Source organism: Streptomyces sp. NPDC005302 (assembly GCF_040607345.1).
In the GTDB taxonomy this organism is placed as follows: domain Bacteria; phylum Actinomycetota; class Actinomycetes; order Streptomycetales; family Streptomycetaceae; genus Streptomyces.
In genome coordinates this window covers 32,671-51,974 of record NZ_JBEXGN010000021.1, presented here as the reverse complement: position 1 = coordinate 51,974, position 19,304 = coordinate 32,671, and the positions used below count along the sequence as shown (strand labels likewise).

Annotated in this window: 11 protein-coding genes, 1 pseudogene and 1 riboswitch; of the genes and pseudogenes, 8 read left to right on the top strand and 4 right to left on the bottom strand. The window is 70.9% G+C overall.

The window, feature by feature from the left end; translation table 11 throughout:
* The first annotated feature begins 11 nt into the window (after nt 1–11).
* The 4 genes from nuoL (at nt 12) to recQ (ending at nt 7,439) form a co-directional block, all read left to right on the top strand.
* Entirely contained in the window at nt 12–1,925 is a 1,914-nt protein-coding gene (gene nuoL / locus ABZT74_RS26935) for an NADH-quinone oxidoreductase subunit L (RefSeq protein WP_356176891.1), read from the top strand.
* Between the two features lie 5 nt (nt 1,926–1,930).
* A complete protein-coding gene (locus ABZT74_RS26930; protein WP_355878073.1) occupies nt 1,931–3,502 on the top strand; it encodes an NADH-quinone oxidoreductase subunit M in 1,572 nt (523 codons plus the stop codon).
* Nucleotides 3,499–5,157 (top strand): NADH-quinone oxidoreductase subunit NuoN, encoded by a 1,659-nt coding sequence (nuoN, locus tag ABZT74_RS26925; protein WP_355878070.1) that lies wholly within the window; start codon nt 3,499–3,501, stop codon nt 5,155–5,157. Before ABZT74_RS26930 ends, nuoN begins: the two co-directional genes overlap by 4 nt.
* A gap of 236 nt (nt 5,158–5,393) precedes the next feature.
* The gene (gene recQ / locus ABZT74_RS26920) at nt 5,394–7,439 is read left to right on the top strand and encodes a DNA helicase RecQ (RefSeq protein WP_356438878.1); all 2,046 of its coding nucleotides are present in this window, start codon (nt 5,394–5,396) and stop codon (nt 7,437–7,439) included.
* Nucleotides 7,440–7,841: 402 nt separating this feature from the next.
* Here recQ and fahA read toward each other — a convergent pair whose 3' ends face one another.
* On the bottom strand, nt 7,842–9,083 hold the full coding sequence (gene fahA / locus ABZT74_RS26915; RefSeq protein WP_356438781.1) for a fumarylacetoacetase: 1,242 nt from the start codon (nt 9,081–9,083) through the stop codon (nt 7,842–7,844).
* A gap of 228 nt (nt 9,084–9,311) precedes the next feature.
* Here fahA and ABZT74_RS26910 point away from each other — a divergent pair, with 228 nt between their 5' ends.
* From ABZT74_RS26910 to ABZT74_RS26900, 3 genes are all read left to right on the top strand, one after another.
* On the top strand, nt 9,312–10,583 hold the full coding sequence (locus ABZT74_RS26910; RefSeq protein ID WP_355878064.1) for an ATP-grasp domain-containing protein: 1,272 nt from the start codon (nt 9,312–9,314) through the stop codon (nt 10,581–10,583).
* A 27-nt stretch (nt 10,584–10,610) separates the two neighbouring features.
* Entirely contained in the window at nt 10,611–11,831 is a 1,221-nt protein-coding gene (locus ABZT74_RS26905; protein ID WP_356438779.1) for an FAD-dependent oxidoreductase, read from the top strand.
* A gap of 287 nt (nt 11,832–12,118) precedes the next feature.
* Entirely contained in the window at nt 12,119–12,928 is an 810-nt protein-coding gene (locus ABZT74_RS26900; RefSeq protein WP_355878058.1) for an HAD family hydrolase, read from the top strand.
* Nucleotides 12,929–13,180: 252 nt separating this feature from the next.
* Here the strand turns inward: ABZT74_RS26900 and ABZT74_RS26895 are convergent, their stop codons facing one another.
* From ABZT74_RS26895 to ABZT74_RS26885, 3 genes and pseudogenes are all read right to left on the bottom strand, one after another.
* Complete coding sequence (locus ABZT74_RS26895) at nt 13,181–13,909, bottom strand: LysM peptidoglycan-binding domain-containing protein (RefSeq protein ID WP_356176898.1); 729 nt, start codon at nt 13,907–13,909, stop codon at nt 13,181–13,183.
* A 4-nt stretch (nt 13,910–13,913) separates the two neighbouring features.
* Nucleotides 13,914–14,074, bottom strand: a riboswitch (cyclic di-AMP (ydaO/yuaA leader).
* 537 nt (nt 14,075–14,611) lie between these two features.
* Entirely contained in the window at nt 14,612–16,609 is a 1,998-nt protein-coding gene (locus ABZT74_RS26890) for a CocE/NonD family hydrolase (protein ID WP_356438776.1), read from the bottom strand.
* A gap of 10 nt (nt 16,610–16,619) precedes the next feature.
* A pseudogene (locus ABZT74_RS26885) lies at nt 16,620–17,643 on the bottom strand (oligopeptide:H+ symporter).
* 342 nt (nt 17,644–17,985) lie between these two features.
* Here ABZT74_RS26885 and ABZT74_RS26880 point away from each other — a divergent pair.
* On the top strand, nt 17,986–18,996 hold the full coding sequence (locus ABZT74_RS26880; protein WP_081218804.1) for a polyprenyl synthetase family protein: 1,011 nt from the start codon (nt 17,986–17,988) through the stop codon (nt 18,994–18,996).
* The last annotated feature ends 308 nt before the right edge of the window (nt 18,997–19,304 follow it).

Genomic DNA, 19,304 nt, shown 5'->3' with positions numbered 1-19,304 from the left:
GTCGCTGAATCGTGGAGAACCTGATTGCGCTGCTCGTCGCGGCGCCTCTGCTCGGAGCGGCCGTACTGCTGTGCGGCGGCCGGCGGCTGGACGCCGTCGGCCACTGGATCGGCACCGCGCTCGCGGCTGCCTCCTTCGTGATCGGCGCCGTGCTCTTCGCCGACATGCTGGGGAAGGGCGCCGAGGACCGGTCCCTGACCCAGCACCTGTTCACCTGGATCCCCGTCGGGGGCTTCCGCGCGGACGTCGGCTTCCAGCTCGACCAGCTGTCGATGACGTTCGTGCTGCTGATCACCGGCGTCGGCTCGCTCATCCACCTGTACTCGATCGGGTACATGGAGCACGACGAGCGCCGCCGCCGTTTCTTCGGCTATCTGAACCTGTTCCTGGCGGCGATGCTGCTGCTCGTCCTCGCCGACAACTACCTGTTGCTGTACGTCGGCTGGGAGGGCGTCGGTCTCGCCTCGTACCTGCTGATCGGCTTCTGGCAGCACAAGCCCAGCGCCGCCACCGCCGCGAAGAAGGCCTTCCTGGTCAACCGCGTCGGCGACATGGGCCTGTCCATCGCCATCATGCTGATGTTCACGACCTTCGGGACCTTCGCGTTCGGGCCGCTGCTCGGCACCGAGGGGCACCCGGGTCTGGTCGGGGACGCCACCGAGGGCAAGCTCACCGCTGTCGCCCTGATGCTGCTCCTCGCGGCCTGCGGCAAGTCGGCCCAGGTGCCGCTGCAGTCCTGGCTCGGGGACGCGATGGAGGGCCCGACCCCGGTCTCGGCCCTCATCCACGCGGCGACCATGGTGACCGCCGGTGTGTACCTGATCGTGCGCTCGGCGAACGTCTTCAACGCGGCGCCCGACGCTCAGCTCGTCGTCACCGTGGTGGGCGGCGTCACGCTCCTGTTCGGTGCGATCGTCGGTTGCGCGAAGGACGACATCAAGAAGGCGCTGGCCGGCTCGACCATGTCGCAGATCGGCTACATGGTGCTCGCCGCGGGCCTCGGCCCCATCGGCTACGTCTTCGCGATCATGCACCTGGTGACGCACGGCTTCTTCAAGGCCGGACTCTTCCTCGGCGCCGGTTCGGTCATGCACGGCATGAACGACGAGGTGGACATGCGGAAGTTCGGGGGTCTGCGGAAGTACATGCCGGTCACCTTCGTGACGTTCGGCCTCGGGTACCTCGCGATCATCGGCTTCCCGGGCCTGTCCGGCTTCTTCTCCAAGGACAAGATCATCGAGGCGGCCTTCGCCAAGGGCGGTACCGAGGGCTGGATCCTCGGCAGCGTGGCCCTGCTGGGCGCCGCGATCACCGCGTACTACATGACGCGCGTGATGATCATGACGTTCTTCGGCGAGAAGCGCTGGCAGTCCGACGCGGACGGCCATGAGCCGCACCCGCACGAGTCGCCCCGTTCCATGACGATCCCCATGATCGTGCTGGCCTTCGGGTCGGTGTTCGCCGGAGGCTTCTTCAGCATCGGCGACCGCTTCCTGCACTGGCTGGAGCCGGTCACCGGGCACTCGGAGGGCGACTCGCCCGTCAGCGCCCTCACGGTCACCGTGGCCACGATGGTGCTGCTGGTCGTCGGCGCGGGAATCGCCTACCTCCAGTACGGCCGCAGTTCCGTCCCGGTCGTCGCCCCGCGCGGATCCGTGCTCACCCGGGCGGCCCGACGCGACCTGTACCAGGACGACTTCAACCATGTCGTGCTGGTGCGCGGCGGTGAGCACCTCACCCGCTCCCTGGTGTACGTCGACCACACGCTGGTCGACGGAGTCGTCAACGGGACGGCCGCCTCGATGGGCGGTCTCTCCGGGCGGCTGCGCAAGCTGCAGAACGGCTATGCGCGCAGTTACGCGGTCTCGATGTTCGGCGGTGCGGCCATCCTCGTCGCCGCGACCCTGCTGATGAGGGCGGTCTGATGCCGATGTCCTTTCCTCTGCTGACAGCGACGGCGGTGCTCCCGGCCCTCGGGGCGATCGCCACGGCCGCCGTGCCGGCCGCGCGGCGCGTCGCCGCCAAGTGGCTCGCGCTGCTGGTCTCCCTGGGCACCCTGGCGCTCGCCGTGGTCACCCTGGTGCGCTTCGACCCGGGCGGCGACCGCTACCAGCTCACCGAATCGCACGCCTGGATCGCGGACTTCGGGGTGCGGTACGAGCTGGGTGTGGACGGCATCGGGGTGGCGCTCGTCGCGCTCACCGCGCTGCTGATGCCCTTCGTGATCCTCGCGGGCTGGCACGACGCCGACCCGCAGGAGACCGGCAACAAGCGGTGGCGGCCGACGCAGGGCTTCTTCGCCCTGATCCTGGCCGTCGAGGCGATGGTGATCATCTCCTTCGAGGCCACCGACGTCTTCCTCTTCTACATCTTCTTCGAAGCCATGCTCATCCCGATGTACTTCCTCATCGGCGGCTTCGGGGACCGTGCCCACGAGCACGGTGACGAGGCGGCGGCGACCCAACGCTCTTACGCCGCGGTGAAGTTCCTCCTCTACAACCTGGTCGGCGGCCTGATCATGCTGGCCGCGGTGATCGGGCTGTACGTGGTGGCGGGGAACTTCTCGCTCCAGGAGATCGTCCAGGCCCGGGCCGACGGGTCGCTGCACATGGCGACCAGTACCGAGCGGTGGCTGTTCCTCGGCTTCTTCTTCGCCTTCGCGGTGAAGGCGCCGCTGTGGCCGCTGCACACCTGGCTGCCCAACGCCATGGGTGAGGCCACCGCACCGGTCGCGGTGCTGATCACGGCGGTCGTCGACAAGGTCGGCACCTTCGCGATGCTCCGCTTCTGCCTCCAGCTCTTCCCGGAGGCCAGCAAGTGGGCGACGCCCGTGATCCTCGTCCTGGCGCTGATCAGCATCATCTACGGTGCGCTGCTCGCGGTCGGACAGCGGGACATCAAGCGGCTGGTCGCGTACGCGTCGATCTCGCACTTCGGCTTCATCATCCTGGGCATCTTCGCGATGACCACCCAGGGCCAGTCGGGCGCGACGCTCTACATGGTCAACCACGGGATCTCGACGGCCGCCCTGATGCTGGTGGCCGGCTTCCTGATCTCGCGGCGCGGCTCGCGCCTGATCGCCGACTACGGAGGGGTGCAGAAGGTCGCCCCGGTGCTCGCGGGCACCTTCCTGATCGGCGGTCTCGCGACCCTCTCGCTCCCCGGGCTCGCGCCCTTCGTGAGTGAATTCCTGGTCCTGGTCGGCACGTTCACGCGCTACCCGGCCGTCGGCATCATCGCCACCTTCGGCATCGTCCTGGCCGCGCTCTACACCCTCGTCCTGTACCAGCGGACGATGACGGGCCCGGTCAAGGCGGAGGTCGCCGAGATGCCGGACCTCAGGGTGCGCGAGCTCCTGGTGGTCGCCCCGCTGATCGCTCTGCTGATCTTCCTGGGCGTCTACCCGAAGCCGGTCACCGACATCGTCAACCCGGCGGTCAAGCAGACCATGTCAGATGTACACAAGACGGACCCCCAGCCCGCGGTGGAGGCGGCCAAGTGAGCGCATCAGCCGTCCACAGCCTGTGGACAACGGCGGCCGTCGCGGCCGACCCGATCCCCAAGATCAACGCACCGAAGATCGAATACGGGCAATTGTCCCCCGTCTTGATCATTCTGGGTGCCGCGATCATCGGGGTCCTGGTCGAGGCGTTCGTGCCGCGCAAGTCCCGCTACTACGCACAGCTGTTCGTCTCCGTCGTCGCACTCGCCGCCGCGTTCGCCGCGGTGGTCGCGCTCGCGGCCGGCGGATACGGCACCACCAAGGCGCACATCGCCGCGATGGGTGCCATCGCGGTCGACGGACCGGCCCTGTTCCTCCAGGGAACGATCCTGCTGGTCGGAGTGCTCGGCGTATTCACCTTCGCCGAGCGGCGCCTCGACCCCGAGGCGCACGGCAACCGCGTCGACTCCTTCGCCGCGCAGGCCGCCTCCGTGCCCGGCAGCGACAGCGAGAAGGCGGCCGTGAAGGCCGGGTTCACCACCACCGAGGTGTTCCCGCTGCTGCTCTTCGCGATCAGCGGCATGCTGGTCTTCCCGGCCGCCAACGACCTGCTGACGCTGTTCATCGCGCTGGAGGTCTTCTCGCTCCCGCTGTACCTGCTCTGCGCCCTGGCCCGCCGTAAGCGGCTCATGTCGCAGGAGGCCGCGGTGAAGTACTTCCTGCTCGGCGCCTTCGCCTCCGCGTTCACCCTCTTCGGCATCGCCCTGCTGTACGGCTACGCGGGCTCCGTGTCGTACGCGACGATCTCGCAGGTCGTCGACGGCACGATCACCAGCGTCGACCCGGCACTCGCCGGCACGATGGGCAACGACGTCCTGCTGCTCATCGGCACCGCCCTGGTCGTCATGGGCCTGCTCTTCAAGGTCGGCGCGGTGCCCTTCCACATGTGGACACCCGACGTCTACCAGGGAGCGCCGACCCCGGTCACCGGCTTCATGGCGGCGGCGACGAAGGTGGCCGCGTTCGGCGCGCTGCTGCGCCTGCTCTACGTCGTCCTGCCAGGGCTGCGCTGGGACTGGCGGCCGGTCATGTGGGCGGTGGCGATCGTCACCATGCTGGGCGGCGCGATCGTCGCGATCACCCAGACCGACATCAAGCGGCTGCTTGCGTACTCGTCGATCGCGCACGCGGGATTCATCCTCGCGGGTGTCATCGCGACGTCGCCCGACGGCGTCTCGTCGGTGCTGTTCTACCTGGGCGCGTACTCGTTCGTCACGGTGGGCGCCTTCGCGGTCGTCACGCTGGTCCGGGACGCGGGAGGAGAGGCCACGCACCTGTCCAAGTGGGCGGGGCTCGGGCGCCGGTCGCCGTTGGTGGCCGCCGTGTTCGCGATCTTCCTGCTCGCCTTCGCCGGCATTCCGCTGACCTCCGGGTTCGCCGGAAAGTTCGCCGTGTTCAAGGCGGCGGCGGAAGGCGGCGCGGGCGCGCTGGTCGTGGTCGGTGTGATCTCGTCGGCGATCGCCGCGTTCTTCTACATTCGCGTGATCGTGCTGATGTTCTTCAGCGAGCCGCATCCCGAGGGGCCGACGGTCGCCGTGCCGTCGCCGCTGACCATGACCGCCATCGCGGTGGGCGTGGCGGTCACGCTGGTGCTGGGTGTGGCGCCGCAGTACTTCCTGGACCTGGCCGGCCAGGCCGGGGTCTTCGTGCGCTGAACCCCGCGTCACACGGGCCGGGCCCCGCTCCTCTCCTGGGAGCGGGGCCCGGCCCGTTCGCGTGGGCCCATCGGCCTCAGTGGGGCGAGTGCGCGATTCGCGTCCATCGTGGGCCGGGCGCGTTCCGATGCGTAGGGAAGTCGGGCGGTCGCAGCCTGTGGACAACTCTCGGACTGTCGGCGCGGACCCCTATCGTGGACGCAGTGGTCGAGGCGCGACGTACGGGGGACAGGACGATGGGCGGGACGGGTGTGATGACCGGAGCGGACGCGACGGAGACGCTGGGCGGGAGTGAGGCACTGGCCACCCTCCACCGGGTCTTCGGATACGACGCCTTCCGCGGCGAGCAGGAAGCGATCATCGAGCATGTGGTGGCGGGCGGTGACGCCGTCGTCCTGATGCCGACCGGCGGCGGCAAGTCCCTCTGCTACCAGATTCCGTCCCTGGTCAGGCCAGGTACGGGCATCGTGGTCTCGCCGCTCATCGCGCTCATGCAGGACCAGGTGGACGCGCTGCGGGCGCTGGGCGTGCGCGCCGGGTTCATGAACTCCACGCAGGACTTCGACGAGCGGCGCGTGGTCGAGGCCGAGTTCCTGGCCGGCGAGCTCGACCTGCTCTACCTCGCCCCGGAGCGGCTGCGCCTGGAGTCCACGCTGGACCTGATCTCCCGGGGCAAGATCTCCCTCTTCGCGATCGACGAGGCGCACTGTGTCGCGCAGTGGGGCCACGACTTCCGCCCCGACTATCTGGCGCTGTCCCTGCTCGGTGAGCGCTGGCCGGACGTCCCGCGGCTCGCGCTGACGGCCACGGCCACCCGTGCGACGCACAAGGAGATCACCCAGCGCCTGGGCATGCCGGCCGCCCGCCACTTCGAGGCGAGCTTCGACCGCCCCAACATCCAGTACCGGATCGTGCCCAAGGCCGACCCCAAGAAGCAGTTGCTGTCCTTCCTGCGCGAGGAGCACGCGGGCGACGCGGGCATCGTCTACTGCCTGTCGCGCAACTCCGTGGACAAGACGGCGGAGTTCCTCTCGCGCAACGGCATCGAGGCCGTGCCGTACCACGCGGGCCTGGACGCGGGGACCCGCGCCGCCCACCAGTCGCGCTTCCTGCGGGAGGAGGGACTCGTGGTCGTCGCCACGATCGCCTTCGGCATGGGCATCGACAAGCCGGACGTACGGTTCGTCGCGCACCTCGACCTGCCGAAGTCGGTGGAGGGGTACTACCAGGAGACGGGCCGGGCCGGCCGGGACGGACTGCCGTCCACGGCGTGGATGGCGTACGGCCTGCAGGACGTGGTCCAGCAGCGCAAGATGATCCAGGGCTCGGAGGGGGACGAGGCGTTCCGCCGTCGCGCCGCCTCCCACCTGGACGCGATGCTCGCCCTGTGCGAGACGGCGCAGTGCCGGCGATCCCAGCTCCTCGCCTACTTCGGCCAGGACCCGAACACCCCGGCCTGCGGGAACTGCGACACCTGCCTGACGCCCCCCGAGACCTGGGACGGCACGGTGGCGGCGCAGAAGCTGCTGTCCACCGTGGTGCGCCTGCAGCGGGAGCGGGGACAGAAGTTCGGCGCGGGGCAGATCGTCGACATCCTGCTCGGGCGCCGGACCGCCAAGGTGATCCAGTTCGACCACGACCAGTTGTCCGTCTTCGGGATCGGCGAGGAGCTGGCCGAGTCCGAATGGCGCGGTGTCGCGAGACAGCTGCTGGCCCAGGGCCTGATCGCGGTCGAGGGGGAGTACGGCACGCTGGTGCTGACCGAGGGCAGCGGGACCGTGCTGCGGCGGGAGCGGGACGTGCCGCTGCGCAAGGAGCCGCCGAAGCCGGTGGCCTCCCGGTCGTCCGGCTCCAAGAGCGAGCGGAAGGCCAAGGCCGCCGCCGCGGCGGCCGAGCTGCCGGCCGAACTCGTCCCCGCCTTCGAGGCGCTGCGTGCCTGGCGCGGCGAGCAGGCACGCGAGCAGGGCGTCCCGGCGTACGTCATCTTCCACGACGCCACGCTGCGGGAGATCGCCACGCTGTGGCCCACCTCGGTGAAGGACCTGGGCACCATCAGCGGCGTGGGCGAGAAGAAGCTCGCCACGTACGGGGAGGGCGTGATCGCGGTGCTGGCCTCACTGGACGGCGGCGCACCCGCGACCGCCCCGGCACCGGCCGCTCCGGCATCGGTCGCCCCGGCGCCGGCAGCCGCGGCCTCGGCTCCCGCACCGGCGGCCGACCACCGACCCGACCCGGACTGGCCCGAACTGGACCAGGAGCCCGAGCCCGAGGACTGGATGTAGCGCGCGACGCCCAGCCGCCGGGCGAGGGACCGACCGAGCACACCGGCGGAGTGCACCGACGGAGCACACCGCCGGAGGCGCCGGGCGCGGACACCGGGCCGAGTCCATCTGCCGAGGTCCCGGTCGAGGACTCAGGCCGAGAGCACTGAGCCAGAACACGGGTCCCGTGTGGCCGTGCGGCGGGCCCGGGACGCCGCCGGGCCCGACGAGACACGGAGGCGGACCCGGCTTGCCGCCGTGGCCGAACCAGTTCCGCTCCGCGCGGGCCCCTGGCCGGTCCTGCAACGGGTCACGGTGGCCAGGGCCCTGGCCACCGTGACACGGACTTTCCGTCTCTCCGTCTCCCGTCCCCCTCCGTCTCCCGTCTCTCCTTCGAGGGACGGCCCGGCGACGGGCCGTCCGTTACGGGGTGACGGCCGGGGTGACGGCCGGGGTGATGCGGCCCCGGACCTCGCCCAGGCCGACCCGGGTGCCACCCGGGCCCGGCGCCCAGGCCGTCAGGGTGACCTCGTCGCCGTCCTCCAGGAACGTCCGCTTGCCGTCGGGGAGTTCGAGGGCGTCGCGGCCGTTCCAGGTGAGTTCGAGCAGGGAGCCGCGCTCCGCGTCGGAGGCGCCGCTGACGGTTCCCGAGCCGTACAGGTCGCCGGTGCGCAGGGAGGCGCCGTTGACCGTCATGTGCGCCAGTTGCTGGGCGGCCGTCCAGTACATGGTGGAGAAGGGCGGCTCGGAGACGACGTGGCCGTTGACGGCGACGGAGATCCGGAGGTCGTAGCCGCCCGGGTCCTCGGTGGCGTCGTCCAGGTAGGGGAGGAGGGGGTGCGTGCGGGCCGGGGGCGCGACACGGGCGTCGTCGAGCGCGTCGAGCGGCGTGATCCAGGCCGACACCGACGTGGCGAAGGACTTGCCGAGGAACGGGCCGAGGGGGACGTACTCCCAGGCCTGGAGATCGCGGGCCGACCAGTCGTTGAGGAGGCAGAGCCCGAAGACGTGGTCGCGGTAGTCGCCGATCCCGACCGGGTGGCCCATCTTCGTGGCGGCGCCGACGACGAAGCCGACCTCCGCCTCGATGTCCAGGCGGATCGACGGGCCGAAGACGGGGGCGGCGTCCGCGGGGGCCTTGCGCTGACCCGACGGGCGCACGACGTCCGTGCCGGAGACCACGACCGTGCCGGAGCGGCCGTGGTAGCCGATCGGCAGGTGCTTCCAGTTGGGCGTGAGGGAGTCGGCGGCGTCGGGACGGAAGATCTGGCCGACGTTCCGGGCGTGGTTCTCGGAGGCGTAGAAGTCGACGTAGTCCGCGACGGTGAAGGGGAGGTGGAGTGTCACCTCGGAGAGGGGATGGAGATGCGGAGCGAGGGTGTCCCGGTGGGCCGGGACGGTCACCCAGGCCGTCAGCGCGCGCCGGACGTCGGACCAGGCGGTGCGGCCCGCGGCGAGCAGGGGGTCGAGCGTCGGCTGCGCGAGCAGCCCGGCGTACGGGGAGCCGAGCGCACGGGCCGCGGCACCCGCGTCCAGCACATGGTCGCCGAGGCGTACGCCCACGCGCCGCTGCGCGGCACCCGCCGCGCCGGTCGGGGAGAACACGCCGTACGGGAGGTTGTGCGGGCCGAAGGGATCGCCCTCGGGGACATCGAAGGGGGGCATCGGTAGGTGCCTCGCTTTCGGGTTCGTACGCGCCATGTGATCCATGCGTTCCACGCGTTTCCTGTGGTCGGGGCACACGTTACGGGGGAGTGGGCCCGCAGCGGCAGTGTCTAAAGAGTTTGCAATGTCCGAAATGGCCTTGTCGGAGGTGGCAATTCCGGCTTAGCGTCCTTTGGGGGACACGGACGGGGTGGGTCCGGTCCGTAGGGGGGACATGTGGGGGGACCCATGGCCAGGAGTTCCAGCGGTGTGCCGGTCGACGCCGACCGTGAAGTCCCGGGCCTCATAGTCAAGTTCGGCGACTACCCGCTGCATCACGGCGGTGTGGGCGCCATCCGGAGCCTGGGCCGGCTCGGCATACCCATGTACGCCATCACCGAGGACCGGTACACGCCGGCCGCCAGTTCGCGCTATCTGCGGCGCGCGTTCGTGTGGCCGACCACGGGGACGGAGGAACCCGAACAGCTCGTCGAGGGGCTGCTGCGCGTCGGCCGGCGCATCGGCCGCCCCACGGTCCTCGTCCCGACCGACGAAGAGGCCGCGGTGCTGATCGCCGAGCACCAGGAGGAGTTGGCGGGCCGCTTCCTCTTCCCGAGGGTGGACGCCAAACTGCCGCGTCGGCTCGCCAGCAAGCAGGGGCTGCACGAACTGTGCGTGGAACACGGCATCCCCAGCCCCGCCGCGGCCTTCCCGCAGTCGTACGAGGAGATCGAGACGTTCGCCGAGAAGGCGCGCTTCCCGCTCGTCGCCAAGAACCGCGAGGCCTTCGTGCGCCGCAGCCGGCCCGCGGTGAACGGGACGACCCGGATCGCGACCCGCGAGGGGCTGCTGGCGCTCGCCCGCGACTGGGGGCCGCAGCCCGGCGTGATCCTCCAGGAGTACCTGCCGAGGGAGGACGCGGAGGACTGGATCGTGCACGCCTGCTTCGACGCGGACTCGACACCGCTCGCGATGTTCACCGGCGTCAAGGTCCGCTCCTGGCCGCCGCACGCGGGCATGACGGCGAACGCGTACGTCGTCGACAATCCGGAACTCGCGGACATCGCCGCACGTTTCATCAAACAGATCGGCTTCACCGGAATCATCGACCTCGACCTGCGTTTCGACCGCCGTGACGGTCAGTACAAGCTGCTCGACTTCAACCCGCGCATGGGCGCCCAGTTCCGGCTCTTCGAGAGCGAGTCGGGGATCGATGTCGTCCGTGCCCTGCACCTGAACCTGACCGGCCGGGCCGTTCCGGAGGGGGAACAGCGCGCCGGCCACCGGTACATCGTGGAGAACATCGACCTGCCGGCGCTGCTCGCCTACCGGCGTAGTGGTTACACGACACCGCACGCGCCGGCCCGCGCGAGCGGTACGGAGCTGGCCTGGCTCGCGGGTGACGACCTGCGGCCGTTCTTCACGATGCTCGCGCGCTTCGTGCGGCCGGGCGCGAAGCATCTGTACCAACTGTGGCGGACCAACCGCCGCGGCGGCAGCAGCAGTTCCACCGCGAAGTAGACGTAGTACGTCCTGGGGAGGGACTTCGTGATTCATCCCGTAGCAGTCATCGGCGCGGGGCCGTTCGGACTGTCCACCGCCGCCCATCTGCGGGCGCGGGGCATTCCGGTGCGGGTCTTCGGCGAACCCATGGTGAGCTGGCGCGACCACATGCCCGAGGGAATGCTCCTCAAGTCGACTCCGGCCGCCTCGAACATCGACGCCCCGCAGCGGGGGCACACCCTCGGCGACTACTGCGTGGCGGCGGGGATACCGCGCCTCGTCACGGACGAGGACATCATCCCGGTCGAGACGTTCATCGCGTACGGGGAGTGGTTCCGGCAGAAGCTCGTGCCGGAGCTGGAGCGGGTGCGGGTCGTCTCGGTCGACCGGAGGAGCGGCCGGGACGCGGACGGGTCCGGTGGTTTCGACATCAAGCTGGACTCCGGGGAGTCGTTCACCGCGCGCGCGGTCGTCGTCGCCACCGGGCTGTCCGGGCTGGCCCACCTGCCCGCCGAGCTGGCCGGGGCGGCGGCGGACGGTCCCACGCCCTCCGGTCCGGTCTCGCACAGCTCGCAGCACCACGATCTGCGCCGGTTCTCCGGCAAGGAGCTGATCGTCGTCGGCGCCGGCCAGTCCGCCCTGGAGACGGCGGCGTTGGCCGCGGAGGCGGGCGCGCAGGTCCGTGTCGTGTCCCGGGGCGCGGGGGCGGTCGACTTCGGGGCGCCTCCGTGGGACCAGCCGAAGCTGCGTCCCGAGTCGCCGTTCGGGCGCGCCTGGTCCCTGTGGGCCCTGAGCTACTACCCGCAGCCGTACCGCTATCTGCCCGCCGAGGCCCGGCACTACCTGGTCCGCCGGGTGCTCGGACCCCTCGGTGCGTGGTGGCTCCGGGACCGTTTCGAGGGCAAGGTCGCCGTCCGTGAGGTGCAGCGGATCGTCGGCGCGAAGGCCACCGACGGGAAGCCCGTCCTCACGGTGCGGACCCTCGGCGGCCGGGTCGAGGAACTCACCGCCGACCACGTCATAGCGGCGACCGGCTATCGCGTCGACATCGCCGCGATGGACTTCCTCGGGCATGAACTCCGGGCGGGGCTCGTCGCGAGTCGCGGCACGCCGAGGCTGGGCGCCGGGTACCGCTCCTCACTTCCGGGGCTGTACTTCACGGGCCTGCCGGCGGCGTCCTCGTACGGTCCGGTGATGCGCTTCGTGTGCGGCACGGAGTTCGCCTCCCCGCGGCTCGCCAAGCACCTGGCGGCCGCGCACGGGTGAGCCACCGGATCACTGGCCCCACCGGGCAACCCGTCCGTCAGGAATCCTCCGCGAGGGTCCGGGCGACCGGGTCGCCCGGTGGGGATCGGCGTTCCGGATCAGGGGTGTTGAGCCGTTGTGATCGTTCCTGTACGGGAAAGTCCGTCCGAGCGGAAGCGGGCCCTGCGTGATCCCAACCGGTCGCAACGCGCCTGCCACCGTACGGTGAACGGCGTTGCTGACGGGATACCGGACGTCGTCCGGTTCACGCCGGGCCGATGTGTCGTTCGATCCGTATTCTTCGGATCATGGCCGCTCCGACTGCATATTCACTCATCGCCACTGACCTGGACGGAACGCTGCTGCGCGGCGACGACACGCTCTCCGACCGGTCGCGGGCCGCGTTGGCGAAGGTGACCGCGTCGGGCGCCCAGCACCTGGTGGTGACGGGCCGTCCCGCGCCCCGCGTTCGACCGCTGCTCGACGAACTCGGCGGTGAGGGGCTGGCGGTGTGCGGTCAGGGCGCGCAGCTGTACGACGCGGGGACGGACCGGCTGCTGTGGTCGGTGACCCTGGACAGGGAGTTGGCGGAGACGGCACTCGGAAAGATCGAGGCGGAGGTCGGCCTGCTGTACGCGGCGGTGGACCAGGACGGCGTGGACGGGCTGACGCTCATCGAGCCGGGGTACGTGATGCCGCATCCCACTCTTCCGGCGGTGCGGGTGCGGCGGCGGGACGACCTGTGGGCCCAGCCGATCAGCAAGGTGCTGCTCCGCCATCCCTCCCTGTCCGACGACGAGTTGGCGTCGGCGGCCCGGGGAGTGGTCGGTTCGCTGGCGACGGTCACCATGTCGGGACCCGGGACCGTCGAACTCCAGCCATGCGGAGTGACCAAGGCCACCGGCCTCGCGCTCGCCGCGACCCACCTCGGCCTCACCCGGTCGGCGACGCTGGCCTTCGGGGACATGCCCAACGACATCCCGATGTTCGACTGGGCGGCGCACGGGGTCGCGATGGCCAACGCCCATCCGGAACTGAAGGCCGTGGCGGACGAGGTCACCCTCTCGAACGAGGAGGACGGGATCGCGGTGGTCCTGGAACGGATCTTCGGGTTCTAGGAGGGAGCCGGCCCGGGACTTCCGCCGTCGTCCCAGGCCGTGCCGTCAGCACTCCCGGTCCCGGGCGGGTGAGGCGTCGGGGCGCCGGACGCCGGGCGCGTCACCCTCAGGAAGGCGACCGCTCCGCGCACCCGGTCCGCCACCGTCCCACGGCACCGGTCGTTCCCGCCCGCGGGCCGGTACGCCACCGCCGGCGGACCCGAAGGTGCCGCCGGCCGGTGTCGTGCGGGGGCGCGGGGTGCGCCGGTGCGATCAGTAGGCGCCGTTGACGTTGTCGATCGAGCCGTACTTGTCGGCGGCGTAGTTGCAGGCGGCCGTGATGTTGGCGACCGGGTCGTAGGGGTCCATCGACGTGCCGGCCACGTGGTAGGCCTGGAACGTGGGGTCGATGACCTGCAGCAGGCCCTTCGAGGGGGTGCCCGCGACCGCGTTGGAGTCCCAGTTGTTGATGGCCTGGGGGTTGCCGGACGACTCACGCATCACGTTGCGGTGGATGCCGTCGTAGCTGCCCGGAATGCCTGCCTTGCCCATGATGTCCAGGGACTGCTTGATCCAGCCGTCCAGGTTGTTGGCGTACGTGGTGGCGGACGCCTGGGTGGCGGTGGTCTTGGCGGCCGTGGTCGCCTTGGCCGGAGCCTTCAGGGTCTTGGTGCCGACGGTCAGCGTGAGGCCCGTGCGGAGGTGGGCGGGGTTGTCGCCGATGACCGCGCGGTTCGCCGCGTACAGCTTCTGCCAGCCGCCGCTCGACGGGTACTTCTTCGCGATCTTGGTCAGGGTGTCCCCGGCCACCACCTTGTAGGTGACGAGCTGGACGTTCGGGACGACCGCGGTCTTGGCGGTCTTCGCGACCTGGGGGGTCGCGGCGTGGGCGCCGGTCGCGCTCATGAGCGGGAGGGCGAGGGCGAGTGCGCCCGTTCCGGCGGCGATCATTCCGCGGGTGATGAAGGTGGTCCGGCCGTGACGGTGCGTGCCTGCGGGCATGACGAAATGTCCTCTCCGACGCCTACGAGGTGAGCTGTCGGGTTCGGGCGGGAGATGCCCGGCCGCGCTGTTGGGCGCGGCTTCACCCCTAGCCGGTCCGGTCTCCCGGATCGGCGGCTTACCTGTGGTTCCCCCGCTCCTGCCGTGCGTGGGTGGGTGGGTTACCGGGCGGCGGCAGGATTAGGCGATCCGCTCGGTGCGACGAGAACGTATGCGACTGCACATGTCGGGAACAAGGCCTGATGTGGCGGTGAAGATCGCTTTTGCCTGTTTAGGGCGAGGGTGAAACGTCCGATTGCGCCGGAATTGAATCCTCAACTTGCCTTTGGCGAAGGGGGTGGCAAGGAGTGGGCAGCGGGTGATCCATTGGTTCTCGCGTGACTCAACTCACGCGCCCGGGGGTCATCAAGGCGGCATGCCGGGCAAGTCGGGCATTACGCCACCACTGTCCGGGGCGCGGAGAGTTCCGGGACGCCCGCCGGGCGGGCCGCACGGTGTGGGGGACGGGCGGGCCGCACGGCGTGCGGGACCGAGGCGGTGCCGGTGCCGGCGCGGGTGAACTGCGCCGCGTGGAGGCGGAGTTGACGACTCCCGGGCGGCTCACGGCCGAGTGGCCGGGCGGCCTCAGGCCAGATGCCGGGCGGCTCCAGGAAGGATGCCGGGCGGGGGCGGCCGGTGAACTGCCGTTCCCGCCCGCTTCCTTCAGCCCGCGGTGCGCGGGATGCGCTTCTCCCAGGTCCGGTGGAAGACGACCTCGTCGCCGTCCCGGCAGACGACCTCGTTCGAGGTGATGAAGTCCCGCGCGTCGCAGCTGATGACCGACGTCGTCTCGACGCGGGTGTCCCAGGGCAGGTCGGGGCGGTGCAGCCGGACCGTCCAGGTGGACCGGGCGCGGGCGGACAGCGGGTCCGACTCGTCGATCGTGTACGTCTCCCGCGCGTCCTCCGTGCACTCCAGGCCGTCGGGATACACGCGGGTGCCGCCGTAACGGGGATCCACGTCCAGACGCCAGGTGCCCGCGGCCACATCACGCAGGACCAGGCGCTCCGGGCGCGGCTCGTCGAGCGTCACCGGGACCACCACGCCGAGGGGCTCGGCCTCCTCCGCCTCCTCGAAGGTGATGGAGGGGTCCGACTCCCGCGTCCGTACCGGCAGTTCCAGGGTGCTGCCCTCGGGGTCCAGCGTGAATCCGGCCTCGGAGCCGGGCTGCGGCCAGACCCAGGGCCAGTACGCCGAGGAGACGCTCAGGCGGATGCGGTGGCCCGGAGGGAACGCGTAGCCGATGCCGTTCAGCTCGAACTCCACGTCCTCCGTGGTGCCCGGCTCCCAGGGAACGGCCTGGTCGCGGCCACGGCGCGCCGACAGGTTCAGGACGCCCCGGGTGACGAGCGTGGAGGCGCCGTCCGGGGTCACGTCGCACAGCCGGGCGATCACCTGGCCCCGGGCGGACGTCGACGTCAGCCGCAGGCGGACCCGGGGCCGGCCCAACACCCACGTCTCCTCCGGTACTTCGAACTCGAAGCAGACCGACCGGGCGTCCTCCTCGCGCTGGTCGGGCGGCAGGTCCGCGTCGTTCCCGAACGGGAAGAAGCGGCCGGCGTCGACGCCGGTGTGCTGCGGGGAGCGCACCAGGAGCGGGGCGCCCTGGAGCGCGTACGGGACGGGGGTCACCGACGGCGAGGGCCACGCGGGGTCGCCGACCCAGCGGCCGGGCAGCTCCTCGTACACGGTCGCCGGGGGATGCGCGTCCATCACGTAGGAGCGCAGCAGGGGGACGGCGAGCGCGCCCGAGTCCTCGTCCTTGAGCCAGTGGTCCCACCAGCGGAGCGTCTCCTGGAGGAAGCCGATCGCCGGACCCGGCGGCAGGCCCCGGTCGGGGTACTGGTGGGACCAGGGGCCGATGAGACCGCGTACGCGCTCCGGCGGCAGGTTCTCGACCAGGCGCAGCACGGTGTCGCGGTACGGGTCGTGCCAGCCGCCGACCGCGAGGACCGCCGCGCGGATGGCGCCGTAGTCCTCGCAGGCGCTGCCGTGCCGCCAGTAGGCGTCCCGGGTCTGGTGCGCCAGCCAGGTGTGGACGAACGGGTCGACGGCCTCCAGCCGCTCGGTCCACATGTCGCGCCACATCACCTCGCCGACGTGCACCGGGTCCGGCGGGCGGGCGACGAAGGCGAGCATGGTGGCCGCCCAGGCGTGCATGTCGACGGCGAGGACGGAACCTCCCGTGTAGTGCACGTCGTTGTCATAGCGGTCGTCCGTCGAGCAGACCGTGACGACCGCCTTGAGCGGCTCGGGTGCGAGGGCTGCGATCTGGAGGGAGTTGAAGCCGCCCCAGGAGATCCCGAACATGCCGACCCGGCCGGTGCACCAGGGCTGGGAGGCCAGCCACTCCACCACCGCGACCCCGTCGGCCAGCTCGGTCTCGGAGTACTCGTCGCCCGGCAGGCCCTCCGAGTTGCCGTGACCGCGCACGTCGACGCGGACGGAGGCGTAGCCGTGCCCGGCGTACCAGGGATGGCGCTGCCGGTCACGCGGTGCCGTCCAGTCGGTCAGCCGGTGCGGGAGGTACTCCAGGAGCGCCGGTACGGGCTCCTCCGTCACCGGGCGCCAGATCCGGGCGTACAGCCGGGTGCCGTCCGGGAGAGGGACGAGGACGTCCTCGTGAACGGTCTCGTAGGGGAAGGACGTACGGATGCGCATGCGGGTCACCTCAGTGGACGGGATGCATCGTGCGGCGGAGCCAGGGGGCGAGGGCCGTCACGGCCAGGCCCGCGGCCACCGCGATCGCGCCGTTGACGCCGAAGTAGGCGGGCTTGGAGACGTCGTCGTAGAGCTTCACCGTCTGGGCCTGGATGCCGTTGGCGAGCGCGAGCGACAGGAACCAGAGGGACATGGTCTGGCTGGGGAAGGCGGCGGGGGCGAGCTTGGTGGTCGCCGACATGCCGGACGTCTCCAGGAAGCGGTCCATGGTCAGCCGGCCGACGGAGGCGAACAGCACGGCGAGGACAGCGACGGCCAACAGTCCGAGGACGATCCCGCGGACGGCACGGCGCATGGTGTCCGGCGCGAGGGCGAATTCCGCGGACCGGGTGCGCCCGGCCAGGTGACGGCGGCCGGCCGCGTACTGGATCAGGCCGAATGTCATGCCGACGGCCGCCGCGGAGAAGCCCCGGTGCCGGCCCTCGTGGTCGCCGAGCCAGGCGGTGATCAGCGGGCCGGTGAAGGCGCCGATGTTGATCGCCATGTAGGAGGGGGCGAAACCGGCGTCGCGGCGCTCGTCGTCGGTCCGGTAGAGCTTGCCGACCATGGTGGCGACGTTCGGCTTGAGCAGGCCGGTCCCCGCGCTGATCAGGCCGAGGCCCGCCCAGGTCGCGGCGGCCGCCGGGACTGCCATGGCGTAGTGGCCGCAGGCGATCAGGACGCCGCCCCACAGGACCGCGCGGTAGGCGCCGAGCATCCGGTCGGCGAGCCGGCCGCCGGGGACGGAGACCAGGTGGACGAGCGTTCCGTAGGCCGCCGAGACCGACGCCGCGGTGCCCGGCGCCATGCCGAGCCCGCCGTGGGACACCGTGTCGGCGAAGGAGAGGACCAGGATCGCCTGCATGCCGAGGAACGAGAAGCGCTCCCAGACCTCCAGGCCGGACAGCGTGAGGAGCCCCCCTGGGCCGGCCGAAGAAGGCGGTGTCGTCGGCCGGGGGCGGGCCGGGCTCGGCCGCCACGGAGCTACGGGACACCGCCACCCTCTTCCGTGTACACCGGACCTTGGTACATGTCGTCGTATGTCGGCTTGTCTCAACTGATCATGAACATACCGTCGGCTCCCGGATACCGCCCGGGAGGAGGGGTACTCGCAGAGCCGGGCATACGGACGTGTATCCGTGTGTCCTACAGGTGTCATCGCCGCATTCCTCCCGGCGGAGTCGACTCGGCCGAGGGACGGTGGGCGCTCGTGGTGATCGAAACGTGACCGGATACGCTGACTTGAGTGATGGCAGCGACACATCGACAAACCGTGTCATCGACCGAATGATCGACCGAGTTCGCCATGTGATCGTCAGCAGACAGGAGAACCTCTCGTGACCGTCGTCGGGCCGTTCGGGCTGAGCGTGCGGGACCAGGCTCTCGAAGCCGATGTCCAGGCCGGATTGGCGGCTGTCGAGGAGGGTTTGCTCGAAGCCACCAAGAGCGAGGTCCCCTTCATCACGGAAGCCGCCCAGCACCTCGTGCGTGCCGGGGGGAAGCGGTTCAGGCCGCTGCTCGTGATGCTCGCAGCCCAGTTCGGTGATCCCTACGCGCCGGGTGTCGTGCCCTCGGCCGTGGTCGTCGAGCTGACCCATCTCGCCACGCTGTACCACGACGACGTGATGGACGAGGCAGAGGTCAGGCGCGGTGTCGACAGCGCGAACGCCCGCTGGGGCAACTCGGTGGCCGTCCTCACCGGAGACTTCCTCTTCGCCCGCGCCTCGTACATCCTGGCCGACCTCGGGCCCGACGCCGTCCGCATCCAGGCCGAGGCGTTCGAGCGGCTGGTGACCGGCCAGATCCTGGAGACCGCGGGGCCGCGCGACGGCCGGGACCCGGTCGACCACTACCTCGACGTGCTGAGCGGCAAGACCGGCTCGCTGGTCGCCGTCGCGTGCCGCTTCGGGGCCATGATGTCGGGCGCCGACGAGACGGTCGTCGACGTGCTGACGCAGTACGGCGAGCGCCTCGGCGTCGCCTTCCAGCTCGCGGACGACGTCCTCGACATCGCCTCCGAGTCGCACGAGTCGGGCAAGACCCCGGGGACCGACCTGCGCGAGGGCATCCCCACGCTGCCGGTGCTGCGGCTGCGGGAGCGCGCGGAGCGGCTGGGCCTCGCCGAGGACATCGCGCTGTGCGAGCTGCTGGACTCCGACCTGACGGACGACGCGCGGCACGCGGAGGCGCTGACCCGGCTGCGGGAGCACCCCGCGCTGGAGCAGGCCCGCCGGGACACGGTGCGGTACGCGGAGGACGCGCGCTCCGCGCTGGCCCCGCTGCCCGAGTGCGACGCCAAGGCCGCGCTGGTCGAGCTGGCGGACGCCGTGGTGCACCGGGCCGGCTGAGCGGCCCACCTGGCTGTTCGTCGAGCGGCCCCCTGGCTGTTCGCCCGGCTGACACGGGCGTTCCCGGCGGTTCTGCCGGGCCGTCGGTGACCTGACACGCGGAGAGGGCGGCGCCCGCCCCGGTACGACCCCTACGGGTCCGGGGAGGCGCCGCCCTCTCGTGTCATACCGCAGGACTACGCGGAGTTGATTCCGCGGGCTGACGCTTCCATCGCGCGGATTTGGTCATATGGAGAGCACCACTCCTCACCGGTTCGGGTGAGAATGGCGGCTTAGGGGTGGAGCAGGGGCAGGACCACAGAGCCGCC

Bases quoted from the DNA above. Each gene is read 5' to 3' on its own strand.
- ABZT74_RS26930 (WP_355878073.1), top strand. From the start codon at position 1,931: ATGTCCTTTCCTCTGCTGACAGCGACGGCGGTGCTCCCGGCCCTCGGG.
- recQ (WP_356438878.1), top strand. From the start codon at position 5,394: ATGGGCGGGACGGGTGTGATGACCGGAGCGGACGCGACGGAGACGCTG.
- fahA (WP_356438781.1), bottom strand. From the start codon at position 9,083: ATGCCCCCCTTCGATGTCCCCGAGGGCGATCCCTTCGGCCCGCACAAC.
- ABZT74_RS26910 (WP_355878064.1), top strand. From the start codon at position 9,312: ATGGCCAGGAGTTCCAGCGGTGTGCCGGTCGACGCCGACCGTGAAGTC.
- ABZT74_RS26900 (WP_355878058.1), top strand. From the start codon at position 12,119: ATGGCCGCTCCGACTGCATATTCACTCATCGCCACTGACCTGGACGGA.
- ABZT74_RS26895 (WP_356176898.1), bottom strand. From the start codon at position 13,909: ATGCCCGCAGGCACGCACCGTCACGGCCGGACCACCTTCATCACCCGC.
- ABZT74_RS26890 (WP_356438776.1), bottom strand. From the start codon at position 16,609: ATGCGCATCCGTACGTCCTTCCCCTACGAGACCGTTCACGAGGACGTC.